A 20,468-nucleotide genomic window follows, 5' to 3' on the forward strand; every position below is an offset into this window, starting at 1 on the left:
TTATAAATTTTTTGAAAAAATGCTCATCAATGAAATGTATGTTGAGACAGCAACAGCGATGCGGGAGCCATTGGAGAAAGCCGGTATTTTTATACTTAAAGTCCTAATGACAACGTGCGATTTTATCCCGGGAAACTGCTGTAATCTTTTAATTTTTATCATCTTAATGACGGCAATCGCACAATGTCCATAGCTAAAAACAGCCTAGCAAAAAAGAAATCGTTTTCAATTTTTTGAAATCGATTTCAACTTAAATTTATTTTTAAAATTTAAAATTGGTTTTTAAAAAACATTTCTGAAAACGTTTTCAGAAATGTTTTTGCAGAATAAATTTCATGGATAAATTTCTGCGCGCGCCAGATAAAAAACCAAAACACTCACACATCAATTGCGGCATAAATTAATGCACAAGTACGGCACAACATTAAAAATGTGCGTAGACGATGAATGTAATAGGAGCAACCAGCAACACGCACAAACAAGAACGACACCACGTAAATGCGCGCGCAGCTCATTTGCAACAGTTACCGTTGTACACAACCAATGCACGGCACCTAACTCGGTGATACACATCCACCCAGCAAGAAAAATAAAAAGCCTCGGTTGTTTTCGCTATAATCACGCCACCTGTACCACGCCGCCCGGCAGCCGCGCACATGCCTTGGGTAGATAACAACCATAACCAGACAGGATGTATGCAACACAAACCCACCCTCAGTTTTTGGCAGATCTGGAACCTCTGTTTTGGTTTTTTTGGTATCCAGTTTGGCTTTGCCTTGCAAAATGCCAACGTCAGCCGGATCTTCCAGATCCTTGGTGCGCCCATAGAGGAAATCCCCATCTTATGGGTCGCGGCACCTATCACGGGTTTGTTAATCCAACCGATCATCGGTTATATGAGCGACAGGACATGGAACCGCTATGGCCGTCGCCGCCCCTATATTTTGACGGGTGCCATATTGGCGACACTGGCATTGGTGGTGATGCCCAACTCGCCCACGCTGTGGATTGCCGCTGGAATGTTGTGGGTGCTGGATGCATCGCTGAATATCGCCCTTGGCCCTTCCATTGCGCTGATCAGCGACATGCTGCCGGAAGAGCAACGCGCCCCCGGATTTTCAATGCAGAGTTTTTTTATTGGCGTGAGTGCGGTTGTTGCATCGGCATTGCCGTGGATTTTCAGCAACTGGATGGATATCGCCAATACCGCTCCTCACGGGCATGTCCCGCCCTCGGTGACCTACGCTTTTTACGCAGGTGCCGCGCTGCTGCTGTGTAGTCTGCTGTGGTCAGCGCTATCAACACGCGAATACAGCCCGGAACAAATCGCCTTATTTCAACGCTGGCACGATCAACACAGCAGCGCTGATGACCAGCGCCAATATTCCGGTTTCATCCGCTGGGGTTATAGATTGGGTGCCGCAGGTGTTGCTCTCAGCGCGACAATCGCCATCGCACAATTGGATCCAAAACTCTATGTGTTGAGCATCGGCATTTTTTTATTTGGCTTGCTACAGTTGGCTGCCGGGCAATTACAACAGGCAGGCAAAACCGATAACGCGCTCTACCAAATAACGCGCGATATGGTGTTGATGCCACGCACCATGAAGCAATTAGCACTGGTGCAATGCCTGTCGTGGTTCGCACTGTTTTCGATGTGGATTTACAGCACCGCCGCTGTGACTGCGCATCACTATCACAGCAATGATCCCAGCTCCCACGCTTACAACGAAGGCGCAGATTGGGTGGGTATTTTATTTGCCGCTTACAACGGCTTTGCAGCTCTGGCGGCGGTATTCATTCCGGTACTGGTAAAAAAAACCAATCGCAAAATTACCCATATGATTAACCTCTGCCTGGGTGCAGCGGGATTGATATCGTTTATTGTTATCCGCGATCCGCAATGGTTATTGCTGTCGATGGTAGGGGTTGGTTTTGCGTGGGCCTCTATATTGGCATTGCCGCTGGCGATTTTAAGCAGCGCCCTTCCGCCCACAAAAATGGGCGTGTATGCGGGAATTTATAATTTTTTTATTGTCATACCCCAGATACTGGCATCGAGCATACTGGCAATCATGATCAGCAAATTATTCGGTGGCCAGCCTATTTATGCGCTGGTGTGCGCCGGTGTGTTTATGATCCTTGCCGCGATTGCCACTGCCTTTGTCGATGACCCCGGCAATCCCTAACGCCATTTATTTGCCATTTATTTATAAAGACGACCAATATGCCAGCCAGTATTGAAACACTCATCCATGGAATTTATCGCACTGAATCGCGGCGCGTATTGGCAACACTGATTCGTTTGTTAAAAGATTTCGATCTCGCCGAAGAAGCATTACAAGATGCGTTCACCGCCGCACTGCAACAATGGCCGCATGACGGTGTCCCCAACAATCCGCGCGCATGGCTGGTATCCACCGGGCGCTTCAAAGCAATCGACCAATTGCGCCGCCGCGCAAAATTCCACGTATCGCTGGAAGATGTGATCGAGCAACTGGAAGAAGAAACATTTGAGCAAGATGACGAACACAATCATCATCTTGAAGATGACCAGTTGCGGCTGATCTTCACCTGCTGTCACCCAAGCCTCGCACCGGAAGCACAAATGGCGCTCACCCTGCGCGAAGTCTGCGGGCTTACCACCGAGGCCATTGCGCGCGCATTTCTCACCACGCCCAGCACGCTGGCACAACGCATTGTGCGCGCTAAAAATAAAATCCGCGATGCACACATTCCCTACGAAATTCCCGCGCGCAGCGAATTACCAACGCGCCTCGATAGCGTACTGCACGTTATTTATTTGGTGTTCAATGAAGGCTATTCCGCTTCCTCCGGCAGCGAACTCATTCGTCAGGAACTTGCGCAAGAAGCGATACGACTGGGGCGATTGCTCGCCCAGCTATTACCAGACGCTGAAGTATTGGGCTTGCTTGCGCTTATGCTGATACAAGATTCGCGCAAGCACGCGCGCACCGACAATAATGGCGATTTGATTCGCTTGGAAGATCAGGACCGTTCGCGCTGGGATAGCGAGCAAATTGCCGAAGGCTCCGCCTTAATACAGCGCGCACTCAGCAGCGGCAACGCCGATGTGTATTGCCTACAAGCGGCTATTGCCGCGTTGCATGCTGAGGCGCGCAGTTTTGAGCAAACTGATTGGCAAGAAATTTGTGGTTTCTACGATTTATTATTGATCCGCAATCCATCGCCAGTGATAGAACTCAATCGCGCCGTCGCCATTGCCCACCGCGACGGTGCAGCACAAGGCTTGGCGCTACTGGATGATTTGCTCGCACGCAAACAACTGACGGATTACCATTTATTGCACGCAGCGCGCGCTGAATTCTTATCACAATTACAGCGCACATCTGAAGCAAAAAGCGCCTACGAAAAAGCACTGCAACTGACCACACAAGAACCGGAACTCCGCTTTTTGCGCAGCAAGCTCAACGCGTTGTGATTTTGCTGTGAGTGCGCAGACTTAAACGTCCTTCCCGTTATAGTGATGCACGGGAATAGAATCCAGATCGATTCCTTCAATACAACGAATATTAATCGCCGCCACTTTATTACCCGCAGGATCAGCCCCTTCTGCAAACGGGCTAACACCACATATCTGGCAGAACTTATGGTGAATGACGTGTTTGTTAAACGAATAACTACCAATATTCTCGCTCGATGTCAGTAATTTGAACGCACTGAAAGGGGCGAACCACAAGAGCGATCCCTTGCGCTGGCATATCGAACAATTACATGCCAATCCCGAATCAATATCGCCTTCCACTTCAAAACGAATATTACCGCAGTGACAGCTACCGATGTTTTTCATAAAAATCTCCTTTCTGTTGATAACAATCAAACCGTTTGTTAGCTCAAGTATTTATTGAGTCGTTCGCAGTAGTTAGTCGAACCGGGACTATCATTTTCGACTAGTCAATGTTAATAAATCATTCACGGTAACAAAGCGATACCCCTGCGCTTTCAATTCGCGAATGATACTGGGCACGGCATCCATTGATGTCTGGCCCGATGGATACATGACGTGCAGCAAAATAATTGATCCCGGCTTGGCTTCTGCCACTACGTGTTCGGTGATTTTTTCACTACTGGCACTAACCTCGGAGAAAGTTTCCGGTTCTATATCCCAGATAATGGTAGTGATATTGTTGCGCTGCAAATATAACGGCAGCATCAGTAATTTTTTACCATAAGGCGGGCGAAATACGATTTCGCTTTTATATCCAAGATTGAGGATTAATTCGTTGGTTTTAGCAACCTCATTGGCAACAGCCTGATAAGACATAAACACCATACGTGGGTGAGAATAGGAGTGATTGCCAATTTGATGCCCAGCAGCGATTAATTTTTTTGCTCCGTCCGGATATCGCTCCATCTCACGCCCTGTGAGAAAGAAAGTCGCCGGGATTTGTTCCTGCGCTAGAATACTAATGATTTTTTCTGTCGCCCCCGGTAGCGGGCCATCATCAAATGTCAGTGCAATTATTTTTTCGTCTGTATCTACGCGATTAACAATTTCACCAAACAGTTGAAAATCCCGGCTTTTACTGATGTTAAAAACAACCGCCATTAGCAGCACCAGAGTAACGAATCCTATCGCAACGTATCTCACATTAAACCCTCAACAAACCGCGAAAACCTCGCGCGGCGTAATATGGACAACGATACCTATTTTTTCAAAACGGGCGTGCAATGCCTGGATTAAATCATCGCTTTTCTTGACCCCCATTGCTAGCTCCTTTACACATTGTGCGAAATCACAATTGAATATCTTTGCTGAATAAGTCTTGCAACTCTTTACGGCTTTGTTTAACAAGCAATGCCAATTGTTTAGGGTCTTTACTGATGGCAATTGCTGCATGCAAAAGGCCTTGATCGTGCTCGCGGAAAATATCGATAGCACGCTGTGACTGACCTTCGGTGTAGCCAACCTCGGTTAGGGTGCGCACTGCAGCGCTGAGGCTGGATTCGTAAATTTCACGGATGGGATTTTCCACACCCAGCTCGGCCAATTGATAGGCATGCGCCCGGTCACGTGCACGAACAATCAGTGTTATGTGAGGAAAATGTGTTTTTACCAAGCGCGTAATGGCAAGCGAGGCTTCAACATTAACTAATGCAATCACCAACACCTTGGCCTCACGAATGCCCGCGGCTTCCAATAATTCAATGCGAGTGGCATCGCCGTAATAACTTTTTACACCATAATTTTTTAAAAATTCAATGTGATCAGGGTTTTTATCCAGTGCATTAAAGGGAATATTACTGGCAGTCAGAATGCGGCCAATAATTTGTCCAAAGCGGCCGAACCCTGCAATGATAACTTCAGCTTTATGAGCCTCCGGTTCATCCAACTCTTGTAAAGAATGCTCTGCTTGTTTGGCCTCTTCACGTGCCTTTTCCTGAAGCGTGCGTTTGCGTGTAATCAGTTCATGCAAAATCACCAGCGGACTGGTTAAGGCCATTGAAATACCGACGACCAGTACAACGTAACTGGCAATATCTTTCGGAATAAATGTAGATTGCTCTGCCGTAGCCATCACCACAAACGCAAACTCACCACCTTGCGCCAGCATCAAACCAATCAATATGCCTTCTTTAAATGGGTATTTGCGAATGCGCAAAATCACTGTGATCACCGCAATTTTTATCAGCATCAATGCAAGGGCAAGCGCAAGGATCAATACCGGCTCTGCAAATAGCAGGCGTAAATTCAGCGACATTCCTACCGCAATAAAAAATAAACCTAAGAGCAACCCTTTAAAAGGTTCGATATCCGCAGCCAATTGATGACGGAAAGTAGATTGCGCCAATAACATGCCAGCTAGAAATGCGCCCATGCTCATGGAAAAACCAACCAGTTGCATAAGGTAAGCAACGCTTAGCACAATTAACAAACCGGCAGCAGTCAAAATTTCGCGGCTACCGTATTTGGCAACCACTTGTAATAACGGATTAAAAATCCGTGCCCCTGCTAATAATAAAAACGCTACGGTACACAGCCCCAACCACCAAGGCACATGCGTATCTGCATTAGCGGCAGGAGACCAACTTGCCAACAATAATAAGATGGGAATGACGGCAAGATCTTGCATTAATAAAATCGAAAAACCTTTTCGCCCAATCGGCAAACCCATGATTTTATGTTCTTCCATTAACGGCACTGCAAACGCAGTTGATGAGAGCGCAAGCGCGAGGCCGATCATAAACCCTTGTTGCCAACCCACATCCAAAAACAATGCGAATAGCCCGGTTATGATGGCTGCCGTCACTAACATTTGCGAGCCGCCCAACAAGCCAACATCGAAGCGCATCTTCCATAATTGCTGTGGATTTAATTCAAGGCCGATCACGAATAACAGCAACACCACACCGAGTTCGGAAAATTGGAAAGTCGCCTCAGGTGAGTAAATGAGCCCCAATTCATAGGGGCCAATAATCGCGCCCGCGACCAAATAACCCAGTATCGCCCCCAACCCCAAGCGACGAAATAACGGCACCGCAATAGTCGCGGCCAACAAATAATAAATGGCATGTAGTAAGGTTTCGTGGTGTTCCATGGGGAGCAACCTTCAAGAATATGGAAATGGATGTGACAACAACCGTATTGCACGGCTAAGCCATTGACTATAAAACAGTTTTTATACAACACAAAGAAAACCATTATTTTTTTATTGCTGCTGTCGATTTTTATTCGGCTCAAGCGACTATTTGATAGTAATTAAAAAACAGGAGATTGATGATGACTCACTATGTAGATGGTTTTTTACTGCCTATCGCACCTGAAAAACTTCAGGAATATCAAAAAATGGCTAACCAAGCCGGTGCTGTTTGGAAAGAGCATGGTGCCATCGCTTATTGGGAATGCGTTGGCGATGACCTGGACATTCAGGATATGACCTCTTTCCGCACCGCTGCGGGCTGCAAAGATAATGAAACGGTGGTAATCGCCTGGATCATTTATCCTTCACGCGAAGAGCGCGACCGCATTAATGCGTTAGTGATGGCAGACCCACGCCTGAAAGATATGTGCGACGAAAACAATCCTCCATTTGATTTTAAACGCATGGCTTACGGTGGATTTAAATCCATTGTGTGTCACCAATAATTTACATTCCAAGGAACGTATTATGCCAACACAAGTATTTATTAACCTTCCGGTCAAAGATCTGGAAAAATCCAAAGCCTTTTTCGCACAGTTGGGCTACACCTTTAATGCGCAATTCACCAACGAAAACGCTGCCTGCATGGTGATTAGCGATACTATTTATTCCATGCTATTGACCGAACCCTTTTTCCAAGGCTTTACACATAAAACAATTGCTGATGCACATACCACAAAAGAAGTGTTGATTTGCCTCTCATGTGAAAGCCGCGCACAGGTGGATGAAATGGTAAAAAAAGCCGTCGCTGCCGGAGGCAAAGCCGCACCTGCCGAGCCAATTGACCACGGTTTTATGTACTACCACGGCTTTGAAGATCTGGACGGCCATAACTGGGAAATTATGTTTATGGACCCAGCTCATGTTCAAAATTAAAACCTGTGCAACCAATAACATTTAGCCACTTTTAAACGTTACAACGTGCCATTAATACTGCCCAAGAACAGCGTTAATGGTTCCCACCCTTTAGCAGCGAGCAACGCAATGAAATATCTATGTATGGTTTATTACGATGAAAACATCATCAACAATATGACATCCAATGAATGGAAATCATTAAATGCCGAGTGCGAGGCATGTGGTCAAAGTTTGCGTGACTCAGGAAAAATGATTGGGGGCAATGCACTGCACTCTACGACAACGGCCACCAGCTTGCGCATTCGCGACGGCAAGCCGCTGATTACTGATGGCCCTTTTGCCGAAACCAAAGAGCAACTGGCTGGATTTTATTTATTGGATGCGCGCGATTTAAATGAAGCCATACAGCTCGCGAGTAAAATTCCACCGGCTCGTATTGGCACCATTGAAATCCGCCCCATCCGCGAATTGGATTCCACAAAAGATGAACGCAACCAACACATTGCCTGACACCAGCACAAGCGTTTCACAGCCACGCATTGAACATGCAGGCCCATTGCTGATTGCGGGCTTTCGTGAACCATTGGATGAGCATGCACAGCAAAAAATTCCACAACTGTGGCAACGTTTAGTCGCCAACTGGGATCAAATTCCACAGCGAATGCCGCCACCCGATTATGGTTTATGTATTCATCTAAAAAACCATGAATATTATTACATGGCAGGTGTAGCAGTATGGGATTTTGACGAACTACCCACAATATTCAGTCCGTTTATTATTCCCTCACAGAGGTATGCCGCATTTGCGCACCAAGGTAACGTCAAGGATATTTGCACTACGATTGATTTAGCATTTGACCAATGGCTACCGCAATCAGGTTACCGACACGCGACAGCCACGGAAAACAGTTTGCATTTTTTTGAACGCTACGGCGAAAAATTCGATCCGCAAACTGGAGAGGGCGATATAGAAATATGGATACCGATTACGGAACGTTAATCCATACCTCGCTGTTTTTAAAATGTTGATCCAACGGGCCGCTAAACCAGCGGCCATTCAATACCTGCTGAATAAGTATCTGCTTGTGTTGTGCAGGAAGCGTTTTATCTGCCTCTATATCCGCAATAATTTGTTGATAGCTCCTGCCCGCTTGTTGCATTGAAATCAGTGCGCGTGATTGGTCTGCAGTGAATGACAAATACTGAAAATGGTTATCTGCATCTTGCAATGGTTCCCATTTAACCAACCCCTCAGCATTGGGGTTACCCGTCCATAAAAATTGTTTTACATAGTGGGTAAACACCTGTGCTAGCAGCTGCGCGCCTTGCGTTTGTAACGCAGCTTTAAAATGGGTTGCTGTTTCTTTTATTTCACCCGTCAAAAACGGCAGCCACACACCGTGATAGGCGCCAAATAATAGCGCAGCATTGCCTGCGACTGCAGGATCTGAGCCCCAGCTAAATTCAACGATATAAATGGGTGTCTGATACGCTGGCAACATGACTTGAGCAGGTGCTTGCGCATTAAACAGTGCATAGAGCTCACTGCCATAGTGTTTGGCAAATGCAAATTCTTTTGCTGTTGATGAATTATTGGTGAGCGTTTCTTTAGGGCGATTTATAAAATGCTTATCCCAATACGCAAATAATGAAAATTCTTGTGAACCGGTAAATAAAATAACAGGCACTTGATTGTAGTGATCAGAATGAAAACCTTTTTTAGGCAGAACGTGTCCATCGTTAAACAAATGCGGAAATACGGACATGCGAATTCCTGCATTGGTCATGAGCTGTGATAAACGCTCTGCAGAAACCGTGTTCAAATAATTGCGCACATCACTGCTTTTACTTAGCAGCCATGCGGTTGCAGATGGCTCATCTTTTTTAACACCGTCCTCTACCACAAGTGGTGCAATAGCGCGCGCGATAATCGGTGTACTTGCATCGTAATCGGCCATGGTCATTCCACCGCTAAATGAAATGGCCTGCTGGAATTGGCCTTGAAATAAAGGTGAAACGAGTATGGCCATCACATCGCGCCCGCCGGCGGAAAATCCCGCTAGTGTGATATTGTCCGGATTGCCGCCAAATTGCCGGATGTTATGCCTGACCCACTGCAGCGCCTGATGAATATCCAACAATCCAAAATTGCCCGATGCTTCCTGCGCGTTTTCGCTGCGCAATGCAGGAAGGTTATTAAAGCCCAACACCCCCACACGATAATTAATCGATACCACCACCGCATTGGCATTAACCACCAATTGCTCTGGATTTATCTCACCGCTATCACCCATCTGGTTATTACCACCGTGGATATAAAACATCACCGGCAGTTGGGTTTTATGGGTGTTGGGGCGATAAATATCCAACGTCAAACAATCTTCACGGCCTAAAAATTGCCCCGCTTTTATTTGTGGGCAAATGCTGCTTGGCTGATTGGCATTGAAGGTATTTGCCCATGGTTGCACTGGTTTTGGCGCGCGCCACCGCAATTCGTTAAGCGGCGCTTGTGCGTAGGGGATTGCCTTCCAAACCAGTGTGGCATTTTGGTTGGCAACATACCCCTTCACTTTGCCTGAATGCGTTTGCTGGATAACACCTTGGCGATAATCCAATATCCTGGTATCAGCATACGCAAGGTTTATAAAAAAGAATGACACCAATACAACAACTGACTTGCCCATTAATTTTCGTACTGACTGATGCTTAATGTGACCCAACAATTTTTTACTCCACGCATTCATTTGACGATTTAATACTTAACCTGCGCAAATAAAAAACGGAGAGGAATTCCTCTCCGTTTTTTATGGCGATCCGTTTTTCAGGACGACTCGGTGCTATAGGGCAATAACAAACCCGACCCTTAGCTTTTGGGTTTATCGAGTGACAAAGACGTTGAATTGAGCGAGACAATGCGCGTCTTGCTGATTTTATGACGATAAATTTCACGCAAATATTTGATCGCTTTTTTCACGCTGTCACGCGACAGGCGAATATCATTAATAGAGCAGAATTTTTCCGAATCATTAATGAGTTCGCGATATTTCTTCTCGTACATCGGCTTGATGGCATACCAGTTAGTATCGAGAATTTTTGCCGGGTTTTCATACTCATTGAGCATTTTATCCACCAACGTTTCATCAAACTCATCCGAGCGGATGAAGTCGAGCATGGCGGTATCCAGCTGCTCATCAAAACGATAAGAATCTTTTGCAAAACAGCGCTTGATAAAAGCCACAATCAACGTCAGGAAGTCATCGCTCAAACATGGGCTTTTCACGATCAAGGTGGTCAATGAAATATTCGCCGATGCACCGATAACCAACGCATAGCGTTTCAAGGTGGTGTTGGGGAAGAGCGCATTCAAATGGGATTTGAGTTTATTCAAATCCATGTAGCTGAGCTTGTAATCTTTGGGCAAAGAAATAATCGATACCACTGACGAGCAGTTTTTGAAGAAGTGCAAGTCTTTCAATTCGCTGGCATCGTAGCCTTTTTGCAAATAACGGGCGAGCGCCTCGCGATAGCGGGTGGATTCAATCGGCAACAAGCTGATTCCTTCAATTGCCTGAGTCACTTTATTAAAGTGCGGCAGATCAATGGAGCGATAGAAAAGGTCATCAATATTCAACTCGCTGACTTTTTTCACATCGATACCGCGCAACTTATCAACGCCCTGGATTGGCATTGCGGTTGGGATCACCGATTCGGCGTAAGCGACTGCCACAGGGCCTGCAAGGCTCATAAACAAATCGTTGGCATCAAGACGGATGGTTTCACCAATATCGATACCGGCGCGGCGGAAATAATTTTCGTCGTAATCCGTCGTCACGGCTTGTGCGGTGAGGATGTTAAAAATTTGCTGGGAGATATATTGGTTGGCGTATTTCTCCATTGCGTTGACATCAATGTGCTGGATAGCGCCTTCATCGGTTTCCTCTGCGTAGCGCATGATGTCGTTGGAGATCAGCATCATTGCATTCCAGGGGCGGATGCGGTGCATCACACTCGCTTCGCTGCTGTCTTCATTGTCGAAGTTGTAAGAGAAATCCCACTCCTCCGATAAATATTTACACAGCAAACGGCCAGCGTTGATATGCAAGGCTTCTGACATTTCCACACCGTGGTCGGAAATATTCGGCAGGATACAAATACCGCTGGTAAAAATGGGCTCAAACACAAATGAGTGACCGCGATTTTCCGCGCTTTCAGCTTGCGCACGGGAATCAAAGGTTTTGCTCATGTAAGCATATTGCTGCGCGAGGCCAAACTCACTCGCCATACCGGAACCGGTACCGCCACCCGCACTGAAAATATAAAAATACAGGCGCGATTGGTTGGCTTTGATACCGCAGGAATCGATCAAATAGGAATGCACGTGTTTCCAATCAGGATTGGAGAAACGTTGGGTATCTTTATTCAAAATAATTTTGGCGAGGTACTGGCCAAGGATAGGCGCATTGCCCGAACCACCGGCATGGACTTCAGACAAATCCATGATTTTCATTTTGGTGTAATCCTTAAGGAACCCCGAACGCTCACCTTTGTGTGAAAAACGGATACGCCCTTCGATGTCTTTATCCAGATCGCCCAACATCACCAGAGGTTCAATCAAAAACACCGGCTTGAGTTGATGTCCGCCCTTTAAATGCAGGCTGCGCTTGATCCAGCGCATAGGCTTGTCTTGTTCGCGGACTTCTTTTTCTTCGCTGTTGAATTCATTGAGATAAAAGTTGCGCGCGTTATAGACCAGCGACGCAACATCCAGTGCAATGTTGGAACCGCAGCGCCCCAAGCCAATCAGGCACACCGATGGGAATTGTGGCTGCTTGTAGTTATCGGAATCCTGCTGGTTGGCCAGGTGCGGGTAAACACTGGTGCGCAGGATATCCAGGTTATGCAGAATTTTGCTCAGGTCGCGCTCGGTAAAATACATGTAGCCACTGCCTGGCATGCCGGGGGCAGTCAAGGTATTGATAACGCCCTCTTCAGGCGGCGCATCCAGAGTGATTAACTCCTCCTGCTCTTGCGGTTCGGCGGTACGGGAGGATTTGCGAGTGGCCATGTTGGGTTGATCCTTATTGGTCTAAAGCATTTGTTATTGGATCAGGCGGGAACGCCTGGGAGCTGAACATTTGGCGCGCGCAGGCGCACGCACCACGACTAATGGTCTAAATTCCTATTAACGCTAGCCTTGAGTTGGGATAAATACAACTTTGCGCATTACAACAACGCAAAAAAGTTCCCTGAATGGATTAAAAAAGAACCAAAACAGCAATCCCTTGGTACTTTATCGTCACTGCCCTTTGGGGAGCCCAGCAATTAGCCTTAAAAACTATGGATCCCCGCTAGCGGGGATGACGATTTGGAGCTCAGGTTACTAATCACGTCGATTGAGTGCCGCCAACACCTGTGCATCGCGATTGTAGATGTCCGGTTTGAACGCCACTTCTGTCTCGCCAAGCGCATCCACCGTCCAATACGCCAGCAAGATAGGCACTCGCTTGGCCAGAGTGACATTGCGCGTCTTGCCTGTTGCCAGAGCTTTATCAATAGCGGCTTTATCCCAGCCGGGCGTCTCCGCCAACAGCAGTTCAACCAATTCCAGTGCGCGCTCAACACGGATACAACCCGAGCTAAAGGCGCGCTGGCTTTTATTAAACAGCTTTTGGTGCGGGGTATCGTGCAGATAAACCGCATAGGAATTGGGGAAGCGGATTACCGCTTTACCCAGTGCCGCATGGGGCCCTGCATCCTGACGCAGGGTGACATTGCCCGGTTTGTACCAATCCACAGTCGCCGGGTCCAGCTCCTTGCCATTGCTATCCAGCACACGGATGTTGTTATCGCGCAGATAACTCAGGTCCTTACGCAATTTGGGTAGTACATCCTTGCGCAAAATAGTGGGCGGGATGGTCCAGGTGGGGTTGAGGGTAATGTAATTCACTTCCGAGCGGAAAATCGGGCTGGTGCGGTACGACATGCCCACCTGTACACGCGAGCGCCAGATAGGCTGGCTGGCCTTGAAATAGGTAATTTTAAAACCGGCCACATCCACCAGCAGCATTTCCGGCGGGATGTTGTGCAACAGCCAGCGGGCGCGATCGAGGTTGACGCGGATCTGGTCAATGCGCGATTGCACCGATACATTCAGCGCCGCCCGGGTCGCAGGCCCAACGCTGCCATCATCCTCCAGATACTGCGCGCGCTGGAAGCGTTTGACCGCCTCGACCAGGTGCTCATCAAATACCTCATCGGGACTTACCGGCGCGGCACTGGAGGCACTGGAAGAGGATGCAACACTGCTTTCATCTAGCGATGACGCGCTCGCAGCAGAGCCATTGATCACGGCGCTATTAACACCAGCACTATCAACGGCGGCAGCATCAGCTGATACAGAAACAAACGACGATGCCAGCGAAGCATTCGATGACGCAGCCAGCGAGGACGCTGCAGCCGCACTTGCAGCAGCGGCTTTGGCGTTCGCTAACACACACACTTGCGCAGGTGTCAGCGCCTGCGGATCTTCATCTGGAGTTGGCTCAATGTATTCGCCTGTGATACGCAAACGCTGGCGCAGTACGGCCACCTGCGGATCAATCATGCAAGGTTTTAGCGTCGGTCCAACGGGCAATGAAGGCCACCCACCTTGCCCGGCCAAATAACGGTAATGTTTTAAACCCGCGACAAAACTGCGGTAGATCATATGTTGGGGACGGGTTTGGTCGAACAGACTGGCGATTTGTCCGGTCTCGATCACATCGGCAAGGCGTGCGGCATCGGCTATGGGTGCCATGTCCTGCAAATCAAAGTTCCACTGGGGATCAAGCCCGGCAGGATTCACCTTGCCGTTGTACAGGTGATACAACGCACGCAGGTAAGCATTGGTTGCGCGCAGCTCATCGGCAACACGCGCGGACAGCTCGCGGGCACTGTTATCGCCCTGCAGCGTATCGCGCAATTGACCAATCTGGTAATCATCGGGGGTTAAACCGTCATCCGCCAGCGACTCCAGCGCGGCAACCAACTGCTGTACACGTGCGGGTCTGTCCCATACAGGGCGATACTGCCGCTGCACATAAAAGGCAATCAGCGCCTGCGCCAGATGCCCCGCACTGTCTTTGGCTTCACCCGCGACCGCATCCAGCTGAAGGGAGATCATGTGCGCCTCTATCGCTTGCGCCATTTCTTGCTCTTGCGCCTGCAGATTGCGGTAATCCTGTGCCTTGCCCAGCGCCATTGCGGCATCGCTCACCTGAGCCTGCGCAGGCTGCACCAGACACAATATGGCCAGCATCGCTAACAATCCCTGTACCACCTGCAAGCGCTTCTGCAACACCTGCACGCGGTAAAAACAACCATCCAATAACAACATAAACAAGCGCCTCTGCACGCTATTTACCCGGTAAAAACCATAAAACTCACACAATACGATGAATTTGCTGAACTTTTGTTATTTGCCGCACTCCCAAACGGATGCTAGCATTTCAGCAGATCCCGTATCTGCAGGACAACTTTATCCGCAGGACAACTATAAAAAACCCGGCGTACTGTTTTTTAAGCGCGATTTCTTTTTATAGCCATAAAACCATAGCAAGGTCGCTACAACTTTAATTACCCAGAATTTCGGGGATATCCATGTTGTACACCAGTTTCAGGGCCTTGTCTTTTTCCGCCCTTCTTAGCGTCGTCTTCGTTAGTTTTGTGTCATCTGCGCAAGCAAGCGTAGCGCAAACTCCCGCTGAAAACCCTTTTAGTCAGGTGTTTAATCACGAGCACACACAGGCGTTATTAAACAAACTGACGCGTGCAGCACCGGCGGCCAATCCACAAGTTATCAGCCTTGCACTGTCGGCACTGGATTGCGCCCTTGCGCAAGGCATGTCGCCCGCGCGCAACCTGACGGTAATTGATTATTCATTGGTGTCCACCAAGCCCCGCCTTTGGGTGTTTGATCTGGTCAGCGGCAAATTACTGTTTCAGGAACTGGTCGCCCACGGCATGAATACCGGCAAAAACGTTGCCCGTCACTTTTCCAATGATTACGGCAGCCACCAGACCAGTCTGGGGTTGTTCCGCACCAAAGACACTTATGTCGGTGCCAATGGCTATTCCCTGCGTATGGAAGGTCTGGAAGACGGCTTCAACGACAGGGCGATGGAACGTGCGATTGTTTTCCACGGTGCCGATTACGTCGATCTGAAACTCGCCCAAAAACTGGGGCACCTTGGCCGCAGCCACGGCTGCCCGGCAGTGCGCAGAGGTATCGCACGCAAAGTGATCGACACCATCAAAGGTGAGCAGTTTTTGTTCTCTTATTATCCCGACAAAAACTGGCTGAGCAGATCGCAATTCCTGAATTGCCCCGCCAGCCAGCGCTGGGCAAAAAATTGATGCGCAACGCCTGCGCAATACCCGATTGATACTGCGATGCTTGTGCGCCGCAGCATCGCTTCTGACCGCACTGTAAAGCAACGTTAACGAAATCCATATTTATCAGATAATTTTATCAAGCTGTGTAAAAGACTTCGCATATCCCTTATCTGGCCGCTATAAATAAACTCACTTTCTATAAAAAACCAAAAGCAATCATCATAAAAACGACCACAACACAATCAGGAACCATCCATGAACAATCACCTATTGAAGCGCGGCCTGACACCGGCTTCCGTTGCCTGTTTCAGTGCAGCACTCGTGTGCTCTACTTTTACCTTTGCCGCTGAAAAAGCCGCCCAGGAAAAAGCCAAAGAGCCGTGGCAATTAGCCGAGGAAACTGAAGTTTGGGAACCGGTTCCTCCGGTCATCAGCTCACCGGCCAACGGCATTCCCTCTGATGCAATTGCCTTATTCGATGGAAAAAATCTGGCGCAATGGCAAGGTGCCGAAGGTGGCGAAGCCAAGTGGAAAGTGGCCGATGGTGTGTTGACCGTAGTGCCATCGACCGGCGATATCAAAACCAAAGAATCATTCTGCGATGTGCAATTGCATATTGAATGGAAAACCCCGACCTTGATCACCGACGACAAGGGCAAGTTGTTAGAAGGCCAGGCGCGCAATAACAGCGGTGTGTTTTTCCAGGAACGTTATGAAATCCAGGTGTTGGATTCCTACAACAACAAAACCTACCCCAACGGGCAAGCCGGTTCGGTTTACAAGCAAACTATCCCCCTGGTAAATGCCTCGCGTGCACCGGGCGAATGGCAAACCTACGACATTATCTTTACTGCGCCTAAATTCGATAGCGCACAAAAACTCAGCAAGCCGGGTTATGTCACCGTGTTGCACAACGGTGTGCTGGTGCAAAACCACGTTGAAATACAGGGCACTACCGAGTGGATTGGTAAACCGGTATACAAAGCCCACGGCTGTGCACCTCTGCGCTTACAGGATCATGGTAATGCCATGGCCTTCCGCAACATTTGGGTGCGCAAACTCTAATTTTTCCGCTCTATCCGCTGACTGTTATAGCTAAACGCTTTGACCGTCGTCTGTTTGCGCCGCAGTGATTCACTGCGGCGCTTTTTTAATTAGATCGCAGGTACGGATTATGTCTTTTCTGAAAAAAACATTACTCTCTTCTTTCATCGTTTTCAGTGCACCACTGTTTGCCGCGAATAACGCGCAAAACCCGGCCGAATATTTCAAGGTAAACAGCGACTGGATCAGCGCCAGTAAAGTCAGCGCTGTTGGCAATAAATTGCAAATCACACCGGCAACAGATGGCGATATTCTGGTGCTTAAGGCTAACGGCAGCAGCGAACATCTGAACACCATCGAGCATATTGGCGATTCAGTACTTGAAACTGAATTTCTGGTTCCCGAAGGCAGCGATGCAAAATTGTATGTGCAAGGCCGCTATGCCATAGATCTCAAAAACGTTAACAACGAATGGCAAAAGCTCTACGTGACCTTTCGCGCACCGCGCTATAACGAGGCGAGCGCAAAAGTGGATTCGGCCTTGATTGTAGAAGTCCGCATCAACGGTGAAACGGTAACGGTGAATGACATTCGCACCGGTATGAGCGAGAACGCCAATGTCGGCTGGGAAAACCCTGCGGGCATCACCAGTTTTTTAGTGAACAAAGGCCAGCTTGCACTGCGCAATTTCACCATTGCACCGGCGGATTTTTCATTGCTCACCATGCCCAAAAATTCTGGCGAGATGACTAACCAAAAAGAGTTGGTCGATTTTGTTGCGCTGGGCAAAGAGACGTTTGAGTCAGTCGGTTGTAATGCTTGTCACTCCACCATTAAAAACGATGCAGGCGTGAGCACCGGGCCAAATTTGTTCGGCTTGTTTAAACGCGAACCGCGTGACCGCGAAATTGTTGAAGGCGGCGAAGGTCATCGCTTTACCATTAAAGCTGATCGTCAATACTTGCACCGCAGCATCCGCGCCGCTACCGACCAATTGGCTGTTGCAGAAAGTGGAGCGAAGAAAGGCGAGCCCTTCTTGCCGATCATGCCGGCGTTTTCGCAACAGGTATTGAGCGATGTGCAAATTGATGCGATTGGCGATTACCTCGCAACATTAAATGACCTGCGCGATCAGGGTCCAACCATTAAATTACTCGCGCAAACCGGCGCAGAAGAATACGACCCGATTGCCGACCGTTTGCAACTTTTGGTGGATGATGAAGTGCGCATCCAACGCGGGCCCCTCGCAGGAAATGTGGCGACAGGTGTATCCGGCCGAGCCATTCACGTGGGATCGCCTTGGGGTGTTAACTATTCATTTGATCCACGCCTGCTCGCCATTACCAAAATTTGGCAAGGCGGCTTTTTGGATATGACCGGCGAATTTACCAACCGCGGCGGTAAAGGTTTGAAGATGGGCTTTGAGAGCCGCGAAATTAATTTCGGCAATCAGGAATTTTTATTTGCGCCACTGAATGCACAAGGCAAGATCATCGACTTCTCGTTTAAAGAAGCCAAATTTGGCGATGTAGAAACCATTAAGGCATCGCTCAATAGCAAAGAAGATCACCTGCCGCGCGTGGCTGCAATGGATGCGCAATTTTTGGGTTACACGCGCAATTCCAAACAAAAAAATGAATTGCCAACCTTTAACTATCGCGTTGGCAAAAACACGCTCAATATCCAAACTGCCATTGCGGCTAATGGCGATGTCACCATCAAGGTCAATGGCGATCTAAAAACAGCGCAACAATTTTCATTGAACACGCAGCTTTTACAAAATGCGGCCGTGAGCAAAGGTGAAATCAAAGACGGACAATGGACATTGCCAGCCGGCAGCAAAAACGTAACGCTCACCGCAAAAATGCAAGTGGCGGCCAATGTGTGGCATGCGAAAAAATCTGAATTTGATTATCGCAAACAACCCATCCGTATCACCGAATCCAAAGCCGATTTGCCAGCGGGTTATCGCGTTGAAAGTTATTACCCACCAAAAGATAATTTTGGCCGTGAGCAATTATTTGAAGCACTGGGGCTGACGTTAACCGATGACAAAACCGTTGTTGTGGCCACGCGCACTGCAGGTATTTGGCGCATCGTGAAAGGCCAGTGGCAGTTATTTGCCGAAGGGACATTTGACAGCCTCGGCGTGTTAGCCGAAGACAAAAAAGGCCTCACCGTGATTGCCGGACAAAAAGCCGAACTCACACGCATCCGTGACACTAACGGCGATGGTATTGCCGACAGTTACGAAACATTATTTGATGCGCACTCCTATCACGGCAATTACCACTCGTATATGCACGGCCCGACACGCGGCAGTGATGGAGCTTATTACATCAGCATCAACCTCGCTGATGGCGGTGATGGCTCCACTTACAAAGCCGGTGGCAAATACATGGGCACTCAAGGTGGTTTATCCGGTTGGAATATCCGCGTTGAACCCAATGGCAAATTTGAGCTTTGGGCAAATGGTTTGCGCAGCCCTGCAGGCTTGGGCACAGCGCCCGATGGTCGCCTCTGGTATTCCGATAACCAGGGCGAATACATGGGCACGTCAAAATTGTTTGATATCCAAAAAGATATGTTTTTTGGCCACCCATCGGCACTGGTTGATTTACCCGGCATGACACCCGATTCCGCGGAAATTGCATGGGAAAAAGTACAAGACAAACGCACTAACGCGATCGTTTTGTTGCCGCATAACCGCGTTGCCAATTCACCGGGTAACCCGGCGTGGGATACCACCAAAGGAAAATTCGGTGCATTCGCGGGGCAAATGTTAATGGGCGACCAAACCCAATCGAATTTGCTGCGCATCGCGATTCAAAATGTCGATGGTGTTGAGCAAGGCAGTGTCATGCCGTTTATCGATGGCTTGGAATCCGGCGTGATGCGCCCGCTGTTTTTACCGGACAACAGTTTGCTACTCGGTCAGACCGGTCGCGGCTGGCAAGCCAAAGGCGGTCATGTGGCCAGTTTGCAGCGCATTGTGTGGGATGGAAAAACCATCGCACCTGCGATAACACAAATGCTTGCAACACCAACAGGCTTTGCAATCGAATTCACTCAGGCAATTAGCGCCAAACCCACGGCAGATGAATTACTATCGCTGATAGCGCTGGAGTCCTGGGTTTACCGCGACGCGCCGGATTACGGCTCTGAAGAGATGGATGTAACGCAAGAAGCAATCAAAGCCGTATCCATTAGCACTGATCGCAAAACAATAAATATCGATTTGTCATCACTGGTACAAAAACAGGTTCATCCACAACAAACAGCGCGGGTTTATCACGCACAGGTAAAAACCCAGACGCTGTTTGAAAAGAATGCGCCGGAAAAAATGGATGCGTATTACACGCTGTATCAATTTCCCAAAAAGTGAGATTAGAAATCTTTCCAAGTGAGATAAAAGTGGAATCCGGCATTTACTCCGGGACCGTGCGCAGCATAGATGCTGTGCTCGAGCCTACAGGGATGTATTTACGGCGCGTCCCGGAGTGAATGACG

At 48.3% G+C, this 20,468-nt stretch carries 15 protein-coding genes; 9 read left to right on the top strand and 6 right to left on the bottom strand.

All coding sequences use genetic code 11. The features are described from left to right. The first annotated feature begins 695 nt into the window (after nucleotides 1-695). A complete protein-coding gene (locus VC28_RS11385) occupies nucleotides 696-2,189 on the top strand; it encodes an MFS transporter (RefSeq protein ID WP_049630749.1) in 1,494 nt (497 codons plus the stop codon). A 38-nt stretch (nucleotides 2,190-2,227) separates the two neighbouring features. Beyond that, nucleotides 2,228-3,463, top strand: coding sequence for an RNA polymerase sigma factor (locus VC28_RS11390; RefSeq protein WP_049630750.1), 1,236 nt, complete (start codon nucleotides 2,228-2,230; stop codon nucleotides 3,461-3,463). Nucleotides 3,464-3,484: 21 nt separating this feature from the next. On the opposite strand, the gene VC28_RS11395 is transcribed toward VC28_RS11390, so the two are convergent. The 3 genes from VC28_RS11395 to VC28_RS11405 all read right to left on the bottom strand — a co-directional run bounded on the left by VC28_RS11395 (nucleotide 3,485) and on the right by VC28_RS11405 (nucleotide 6,581). Then, nucleotides 3,485-3,832 (bottom strand): GFA family protein, encoded by a 348-nt coding sequence (locus tag VC28_RS11395; protein WP_049630751.1) that lies wholly within the window; start codon nucleotides 3,830-3,832, stop codon nucleotides 3,485-3,487. Nucleotides 3,833-3,922: 90 nt separating this feature from the next. Continuing rightward, nucleotides 3,923-4,591, bottom strand: a complete 669-nt coding sequence (locus VC28_RS11400; protein ID WP_049630752.1) for a polysaccharide deacetylase family protein — start codon at nucleotides 4,589-4,591, stop codon at nucleotides 3,923-3,925. Between the two features lie 187 nt (nucleotides 4,592-4,778). Next, nucleotides 4,779-6,581 carry a monovalent cation:proton antiporter-2 (CPA2) family protein gene (locus VC28_RS11405; RefSeq protein ID WP_049630753.1) on the bottom strand — a complete coding sequence of 601 codons (1,803 nt, stop codon included), beginning with the start codon at nucleotides 6,579-6,581 and terminating at the stop codon, nucleotides 4,779-4,781. A gap of 182 nt (nucleotides 6,582-6,763) precedes the next feature. On the opposite strand from VC28_RS11405, the gene VC28_RS11410 reads away from it, so the two are divergent. The 4 genes from VC28_RS11410 to VC28_RS11425 all read left to right on the top strand — a co-directional run bounded on the left by VC28_RS11410 (nucleotide 6,764) and on the right by VC28_RS11425 (nucleotide 8,541). Further along, nucleotides 6,764-7,129, top strand: a complete 366-nt coding sequence (locus VC28_RS11410; RefSeq protein ID WP_049630754.1) for a DUF1428 domain-containing protein — start codon at nucleotides 6,764-6,766, stop codon at nucleotides 7,127-7,129. A gap of 22 nt (nucleotides 7,130-7,151) precedes the next feature. Further along, entirely contained in the window at nucleotides 7,152-7,559 is a 408-nt protein-coding gene (locus VC28_RS11415) for a VOC family protein (protein ID WP_049630755.1), read from the top strand. Between the two features lie 108 nt (nucleotides 7,560-7,667). Beyond that, nucleotides 7,668-8,051 (top strand): YciI family protein, encoded by a 384-nt coding sequence (locus VC28_RS11420; RefSeq protein WP_049630756.1) that lies wholly within the window; start codon nucleotides 7,668-7,670, stop codon nucleotides 8,049-8,051. Next, nucleotides 8,026-8,541, top strand: a complete 516-nt coding sequence (locus VC28_RS11425; RefSeq protein WP_049630757.1) for a GyrI-like domain-containing protein — start codon at nucleotides 8,026-8,028, stop codon at nucleotides 8,539-8,541. Before VC28_RS11420 ends, VC28_RS11425 begins: the two co-directional genes overlap by 26 nt. Here VC28_RS11425 and VC28_RS11430 read toward each other — a convergent pair. The 3 genes from VC28_RS11430 to VC28_RS11440 form a co-directional block, all read right to left on the bottom strand. After that, nucleotides 8,528-10,225, bottom strand: a complete 1,698-nt coding sequence (locus VC28_RS11430) for a carboxylesterase family protein (protein ID WP_197085518.1) — start codon at nucleotides 10,223-10,225, stop codon at nucleotides 8,528-8,530. The genes VC28_RS11425 and VC28_RS11430 overlap by 14 nt on opposite strands. A 179-nt stretch (nucleotides 10,226-10,404) precedes the next feature. Beyond that, nucleotides 10,405-12,606 carry a hypothetical protein gene (locus VC28_RS11435; protein ID WP_049630758.1) on the bottom strand — a complete coding sequence of 734 codons (2,202 nt, stop codon included), beginning with the start codon at nucleotides 12,604-12,606 and terminating at the stop codon, nucleotides 10,405-10,407. A 315-nt stretch (nucleotides 12,607-12,921) separates the two neighbouring features. Continuing rightward, entirely contained in the window at nucleotides 12,922-14,916 is a 1,995-nt protein-coding gene (locus tag VC28_RS11440; protein ID WP_082191511.1) for a L,D-transpeptidase family protein, read from the bottom strand. A gap of 263 nt (nucleotides 14,917-15,179) precedes the next feature. Here VC28_RS11440 and VC28_RS11445 point away from each other — a divergent pair, with 263 nt between their 5' ends. The 3 genes from VC28_RS11445 to VC28_RS11455 all read left to right on the top strand — a co-directional run bounded on the left by VC28_RS11445 (nucleotide 15,180) and on the right by VC28_RS11455 (nucleotide 20,343). Beyond that, nucleotides 15,180-15,935, top strand: a complete 756-nt coding sequence (locus VC28_RS11445) for a murein L,D-transpeptidase catalytic domain family protein (RefSeq protein ID WP_082191512.1) — start codon at nucleotides 15,180-15,182, stop codon at nucleotides 15,933-15,935. A 234-nt stretch (nucleotides 15,936-16,169) separates the two neighbouring features. Further along, on the top strand, nucleotides 16,170-16,979 hold the full coding sequence (locus VC28_RS11450; protein ID WP_082191513.1) for a 3-keto-disaccharide hydrolase: 810 nt from the start codon (nucleotides 16,170-16,172) through the stop codon (nucleotides 16,977-16,979). 109 nt (nucleotides 16,980-17,088) lie between these two features. Further along, a complete protein-coding gene (locus VC28_RS11455) occupies nucleotides 17,089-20,343 on the top strand; it encodes a DUF7133 domain-containing protein (RefSeq protein ID WP_049630759.1) in 3,255 nt (1,084 codons plus the stop codon). Nucleotides 20,344-20,468 lie beyond the last annotated feature (125 nt).

Source organism: Cellvibrio sp. pealriver, from assembly GCF_001183545.1.
Classification (GTDB): domain Bacteria; phylum Pseudomonadota; class Gammaproteobacteria; order Pseudomonadales; family Cellvibrionaceae; genus Cellvibrio.

What these genes read in the sequence shown, in the direction of transcription:
- VC28_RS11385 (WP_049630749.1), top strand. Translation starts at nt 696, where the DNA reads ATGCAACACAAACCCACCCTCAGTTTTTGGCAGATCTGGAACCTCTGT.
- VC28_RS11390 (WP_049630750.1), top strand. Translation starts at nt 2,228, where the DNA reads ATGCCAGCCAGTATTGAAACACTCATCCATGGAATTTATCGCACTGAA.
- VC28_RS11395 (WP_049630751.1), bottom strand. Translation starts at nt 3,832, where the DNA reads ATGAAAAACATCGGTAGCTGTCACTGCGGTAATATTCGTTTTGAAGTG.
- VC28_RS11400 (WP_049630752.1), bottom strand. Translation starts at nt 4,591, where the DNA reads ATGGCGGTTGTTTTTAACATCAGTAAAAGCCGGGATTTTCAACTGTTT.
- VC28_RS11405 (WP_049630753.1), bottom strand. Translation starts at nt 6,581, where the DNA reads ATGGAACACCACGAAACCTTACTACATGCCATTTATTATTTGTTGGCC.
- VC28_RS11410 (WP_049630754.1), top strand. Translation starts at nt 6,764, where the DNA reads ATGACTCACTATGTAGATGGTTTTTTACTGCCTATCGCACCTGAAAAA.
- VC28_RS11415 (WP_049630755.1), top strand. Translation starts at nt 7,152, where the DNA reads ATGCCAACACAAGTATTTATTAACCTTCCGGTCAAAGATCTGGAAAAA.
- VC28_RS11420 (WP_049630756.1), top strand. Translation starts at nt 7,668, where the DNA reads ATGAAATATCTATGTATGGTTTATTACGATGAAAACATCATCAACAAT.
- VC28_RS11425 (WP_049630757.1), top strand. Translation starts at nt 8,026, where the DNA reads ATGAACGCAACCAACACATTGCCTGACACCAGCACAAGCGTTTCACAG.
- VC28_RS11430 (WP_197085518.1), bottom strand. Translation starts at nt 10,225, where the DNA reads ATGGGCAAGTCAGTTGTTGTATTGGTGTCATTCTTTTTTATAAACCTT.
- VC28_RS11435 (WP_049630758.1), bottom strand. Translation starts at nt 12,606, where the DNA reads ATGGCCACTCGCAAATCCTCCCGTACCGCCGAACCGCAAGAGCAGGAG.
- VC28_RS11440 (WP_082191511.1), bottom strand. Translation starts at nt 14,916, where the DNA reads ATGTTGTTATTGGATGGTTGTTTTTACCGCGTGCAGGTGTTGCAGAAG.
- VC28_RS11445 (WP_082191512.1), top strand. Translation starts at nt 15,180, where the DNA reads ATGTTGTACACCAGTTTCAGGGCCTTGTCTTTTTCCGCCCTTCTTAGC.
- VC28_RS11450 (WP_082191513.1), top strand. Translation starts at nt 16,170, where the DNA reads ATGAACAATCACCTATTGAAGCGCGGCCTGACACCGGCTTCCGTTGCC.
- VC28_RS11455 (WP_049630759.1), top strand. Translation starts at nt 17,089, where the DNA reads ATGTCTTTTCTGAAAAAAACATTACTCTCTTCTTTCATCGTTTTCAGT.